Below are 5,521 nucleotides of genomic sequence, written 5' to 3' on the forward strand. Positions count from 1 at the left end.
GCGTTAAATACCTGAATAAGGTATCGCTGAACTCTAAGTTCGATATCGATATCGATATGGTGAATTCAAAATACACTTTTAATGAAAATACATTAAGCGTGAATGAGCTAGAATTTGGATTTGACGGATGGCTTGCTATGCCTGGAGATGATATAGATATGGATTTGTCTTTCGAAGCGAAGCAAACACAATTTAAACACATTCTTTCTCTTGTTCCAGCAGTGTATGCAAAGGATTTTGAGGATATTGAAACCAGTGGAAAAGTTGCAATTAGTGGAACTGCAAAAGGTGCTTATGGTGAATCATACCCGGCGTTTGATGTGAACATGACAGTTGAGGATGCAATGTTTAAGTATCCTGATTTGCCTAAGTCTGCTAAGAATATCCAGATAGCCATGAATATTTCTAACCCTGGAGGATCAGACGATAATACGATTATTGACTTGTCTAAATTTCACATCGATTTAGGTGGTAATCCATTCGATATGAATTTATATGTTTCTACTCCTGTATCGGATCCGAATATGAAAGGAGGCGTGAATGGGACTATTTATTTGGACCAATTACAAGATGTGATTCCAATGGAAGAAGGAGAATCTTATTCGGGAGAGATCGTATCAGATATAAATTTCGATGGAAAACTTTCTTCTATAGAGAAAGAGAGATATCATGAATTTGATGCTTCAGGAAATATGATCATTATGGATATGAATTATAAAAGTGCCGATTTCCCAGAAGGCGTACAAATTGAAAAAATGGACTTCGCGTTTTCTGCTGAGTTCTTGGAATTAAAAGATTTTAGGGTTGTTGTTGGAAATTCTGATGTTCGAGCAAATGGTACTATTCAAAATCACATGGCTTATGCATTCAAGGAGAATGAAACGTTGAAAGGTAATTTTGAAATGACATCAAGAGTTTTTGATCTCAATGAAATGATGGGCGAGGAGGAAGTTGGTGATTCGGAAGTTGATGAAGAGCCTTATGAAGTTATCGAAGTGCCAGAGAATATTGATTTTGTACTGAATGCGAAATTAGGAAAGGTTCTTTACGATGATATTGATATCACAAATATTGATGGAAGAATCGTGGTAAGAAACCAGAAGATAACAATGAAAAATGTAGATATGAATTTAATGAAAGGGTCAATGATTCTTAATGGATTCTATGAAACCAAAGATGTAAAGGCGCCTACTATTAATTTCAGAATGAATATCAAGGATTTTGATGTACATGAATGTGCAGATAAATTGAATACTGTTGAGAAAATGGCTCCAATTGCGAAGAGCATGGAAGGTACATTTGATTGTAAAATGGCCGTTGTGGGTACGCTTGATAAGCAGATGGAACCTATTTATGAAACGTTAACTGGTAGTGGTAGAATGCAAACACACGAAATAGAACTTAAGAATTTCAAACCTTTAGACGCTGTTATGAAGGCTGCGGATAAATTTAAAATGGATCCGATTAACTTTTCGGATATCAAACTGTCGTTTAAGTTTGTTGACGGTCGAGTTAACGTTAATCCATTTACGGTTCCAATTGGTAAATCAACAGTAGTTATTGAAGGATCAAATGGTTTTGATGAAACGATTGATTATTTGATGCAGTTTAAAATTGCAAAAAGCCAGTTAGGTGGACAAGCTAACGCTGCAATGAACAGTCTTTTGGGTCAGGCAAGTGGTGTTGGCTTAAATATATCTACTGGAGATTATATTAAAATGAATGTAAATGTTGGTGGAACGGTTTCTAACCCGGAAATCAAGAAAGGGTTTGGGGAAAGTGAAGATGGTTCTGGCGGAGTTAAAGAAGCTTTAAAGGATAAAGCAAAAGAGGAGTTGGACAAGGCGAAGGAGGAGATGAAAAGAAAGGCGAAAATGGAAGCTGATAAATTGAAGAGGCAAGCAGAAGCTAAGCTTCGACAAGAGGCAGAAAAGGCCAGGCAAGATTTGAAGGAGAAGGGAAAGCTTGAAGCAAAGAAAGAGCTAGAACGATTAAAGAAAGAGGGACTTCAGAAAGCAAAAGAGAGTGCTAAAGAAGATGTTAAAGAGCAAGCAAAGGATGCATTGAAAGGCTTATTTGGTAAACCTAAATAGAGTGGGGAGGAGAAGAAGATGATTATAGGTGTGAGAGAATTTAATAGAGCCTTTTTGGCTCTATTTTTATTAGCGACTATTGGTTTTGGATTTGCTGATGGCGATGAAGCTGTTGATGGTTGCGCGCAGGATGTTGGCAAGAAATCTAGGAAGAAATACAACGAAATAGTTGATTCTAGAGTCGCTAGGCAAATGAAGATGAAAGAACTTCGGAGTCTGTTGGAGGTCGAGCCAGATTATCTTGATGCTCAATATAAATTAGCTAGTTATACTTTTTTGCATCATACTGATGAGAAAAAGCCTTTGCCATTACAAAAACCTTTAAAAATGTATGTGGATCTTATTGAAGCATGTCCCACGTTTCATTCAGAGCCGTACTACCGCGCCGGGCTTATGTTTCATTCTCTTAAAGATTATAAGAAGGCTATTTTTTATTTAGATGGCTTTGTGAAGTTTAAAGAGGAGGGAAACGAGAAATATAATACTAGAAACTACGACGAGAATAGACATGAGGCAAAGTTCCTTTTAAACGAGTCTTTGTTTTTTCAAGATAAATTTGATAACCCAGTCCCATTTGATCCGAAATTGGTTGAAGGGGTAAGTTCTGCAGCGGATGAGTATTTGTCTATCGTAGCCCCCGATGGGGAGAGTGTGTATTATACACGAAGGTTTAATAAAAAGAGTAAAGACTTTTCTTTTACTAGAAACGTGGAAGAATTTACGAAAAGCGAACTTGTTGATAATGGCTTTAATAGAGGAGCAAAAATGAAACTTCCTTTTAATCAGCCTGGGGAAAATACAGGTGCAACGGCTATTTCAATAAATAATAAGGAAATGTTTCTCGCTGTGTGCCATACACGAACTAATGATGAATTGAAATGTGAAATATTCGTTTCTCATCTTAAGTACGATAAAAAAGTTATGGATATGACATGGAGTGATCCTGTAGCTTTGGGTAAAGAAGTTAATGCCGATAGATGGCAGTCTCAGCCAACGATATCTGGTGATGGTAAGACTCTTTATTTTGCTAGTATTCGGAAGGAAGGTATGGGTGGGATTGATATCTATAAAAGTGAGAGAGATTCTGTGGGTAAATGGCAAAAGGCTGTGAATCTCGGTACACCTATAAATACTGCAGGTAATGATAAAACTCCCTTTATGCACCCAGATAGTGAAACATTGTACTTTTCATCGTCGGATAGGTTTGCAAGTGATAAATGGTATGATGGGCATCAGGGTTTAGGGGGATATGATTTATTCTTTTCTAAATATAATAGCAAGGATTCAACTTGGGCCGAACCGAAAAATTTGGGATATCCAATTAATTCTGTCGACGATGAATATGGGTTTTATGTGAGCACCGATGGTATAACTGGATATTTTTCTTCGGATAAACTGAAAGGATTAGGTGGCTTGGATTTGTTTTCCTTTGAATTGTATAAAGAAGCAAGACCAGAGGAAGTGATGTTTCTTAAAGGTAATTTGAAAGGGAAAGACGGAAAACCTTTAAAAAATGCTTCTTTAGAGTTGAGGAGTTCTAGCTCACGCGACAAGCTATCGATTGATGTGGATTCTATAGATGGGGGTTATGCGATGGTGATGAAAGTAGAAGACGAAGAAGAATTTATTCTTTCCGTAAAGAGCGATGGAAGTGCGTTTAATTCAAAGTTTATATCAACTAAGGATGCTTCATTTAAAACCCCAACTACTATTGATTTTGAAGTGAAGCCAATTGCGATCGGAGAAGCATATCAATTAAATGATATTTACTTTGAGACAGATTCAGCGATCTTAACTGCAGCATCTGAATTCGTTATTGCTGAATTTATAGACTATTTAAAATCTAATCGGAGTATTCGAATTGCTGTGTATGGCCATACGGACGATATAGGCGATAATGCGCATAATTTAGAGTTGTCAAGATTGAGAGCGGAAGAGGTGACTAATTATTTGATAGAGGAAGGTATAGCAAAGAGTAGAATTACTTTTAAGGGAAAAGGTGAATCTCAGCCAGTAGCTTCTAATAAAACGCCTGAGGGGAGGGCGAAGAATAGAAGAACGGAATTTGTAATTATCTCCAAATAAAAAAAGCCTTGTTTCCAAGGCTTTTCTAATATCGTTAAAATCTTATTAAGATCTTCTTTCTTTAATTCTAGCTTTCTTACCAATTCTTTCTCGTTGATAAAAGATTCTAGCTCTTCTAACTTTACCTTTCTTATCAATTTTAATGTTATCGATATTTGGTGAAGTTGTTGGGAAAATTCTTTCTACTCCGATTCCGTTAGAAATTTTTCTAACTGTAAAAGTTGCCGCTTTAATTTGAATAACAATACCTTGGAAAAGCTGAATACGTTCTTTTTCGCCTTCTCTAATCTTGTAAGATACTGTAACAGTGTCTCCTGCTTTAAAGTCTGGGTGATCCGTTCTCGGTATCAATAAGTCATTTACGTAATCTACTGCATTCATGTCGTCTATATTTTCTTGTAAAATTCGGACTGCAATATTAAAGAAATAAATTCATTTTCCCCGCTAATATTGCATCAAACTCAATCTTTTATTAAACCCGGTCTTAGTTTTTCTGTTCTTTCGATTGCTTTGTCGTATCTCCAGTTATCTATTTCTTTTTGATTACCGCTCAAAAGCACCTTAGGTACAGCTGTTTCGTTAAATATTTCTGGCCTTGTAAATACAGGAGGAGAGAGTAAATTGTCTTGAAATGAATCAGTGAGGGCACTGGTTTCGTCGGATAATACTCCTGGAATTAAACGTGCAATGCCGTCGGCTAAAACCGCTGCAGGTATTTCTCCTCCAGATAAGACGAAATCACCGATTGATATCTCTTTGGTAATGTATAAATCGCGAACTCTTTGATCCACTCCTTTGTAATGTCCACATAGAATAATAATATTTTGAACAGTAGAAAGATGGTTGAGTGTGGTTTGTTTGAGAATCTCGGCATCTGGGGTCATGTAGATGATTTCATCATAACTCCTTTCTGACTTTAATTTTTCCAAACATTTAAAAATAGGTTCTATTTTTAACACCATTCCAGCGCCACCACCGTATTGGTAATCATCAATACTCTTGTAGTTGTCGGTTGTGTAATCTCTTAAATCGTGTAATACAATCTTGCACAAGCCTTTTTCTTGGGCGCGATGCACGATTGATTGGTCAAAAAAGCTCTCGAACAATTTAGGAACTGCACTTATAATGTCGATTCTCATGAAGAATGGTAGAAAATGTGTTGAATTACTTCAAAGCTAAAACAAAATCGCATAAGTTATTTCGGCTCAATATAAAAAGTTGTGTGTGGTGATCAGATATTTATCTTTGGCTGTATGGAAGAGGAGTCACTAAATGTTCTCAAGTTGATATTGCCAGAGTTTTTGGTTGATCATTTTGAGATTAAAAAGATTGATAAAATAGGA

General features: G+C 36.4%; 4 protein-coding genes. 2 read left to right on the forward strand and 2 right to left on the reverse strand.

What is annotated here, in order from left to right; all coding sequences use genetic code 11:
• Together HRT72_05395 and HRT72_05400 are read left to right on the forward strand one after the other, a co-directional pair.
• Window positions 1-2,093: hypothetical protein (locus HRT72_05395; protein ID NQY67144.1), on the forward strand; the 2,093-nt coding region annotated here is incomplete at its 5' end.
• A gap of 18 nt (window positions 2,094-2,111) precedes the next feature.
• A complete protein-coding gene (locus HRT72_05400) occupies window positions 2,112-4,178 on the forward strand; it encodes an OmpA family protein (GenBank protein NQY67145.1) in 2,067 nt (688 codons plus the stop codon).
• A 45-nt stretch (window positions 4,179-4,223) separates the two neighbouring features.
• On the opposite strand, the gene rplS is transcribed toward HRT72_05400, so the two are convergent.
• Together rplS and trmD are read right to left on the reverse strand one after the other, a co-directional pair.
• Window positions 4,224-4,559, reverse strand: a complete 336-nt coding sequence (gene rplS, locus HRT72_05405) for a 50S ribosomal protein L19 (protein ID NQY67146.1) — start codon at window positions 4,557-4,559, stop codon at window positions 4,224-4,226.
• Window positions 4,560-4,639: 80 nt separating this feature from the next.
• Window positions 4,640-5,317, reverse strand: a complete 678-nt coding sequence (gene trmD, locus HRT72_05410; protein ID NQY67147.1) for a tRNA (guanosine(37)-N1)-methyltransferase TrmD — start codon at window positions 5,315-5,317, stop codon at window positions 4,640-4,642.
• Window positions 5,318-5,521 lie beyond the last annotated feature (204 nt).

The organism is Flavobacteriales bacterium (genome assembly GCA_013214975.1).
GTDB lineage: Bacteria > Bacteroidota > Bacteroidia > DT-38 > DT-38 > DT-38.

Coding starts and splice junctions, on each gene's coding strand:
- HRT72_05400 (NQY67145.1), top strand. CDS start 2,112: ATGATTATAGGTGTGAGAGAATTTAATAGAGCCTTTTTGGCTCTATTT.
- rplS (NQY67146.1), bottom strand. CDS start 4,559: ATGAATGCAGTAGATTACGTAAATGACTTATTGATACCGAGAACGGAT.
- trmD (NQY67147.1), bottom strand. CDS start 5,317: ATGAGAATCGACATTATAAGTGCAGTTCCTAAATTGTTCGAGAGCTTT.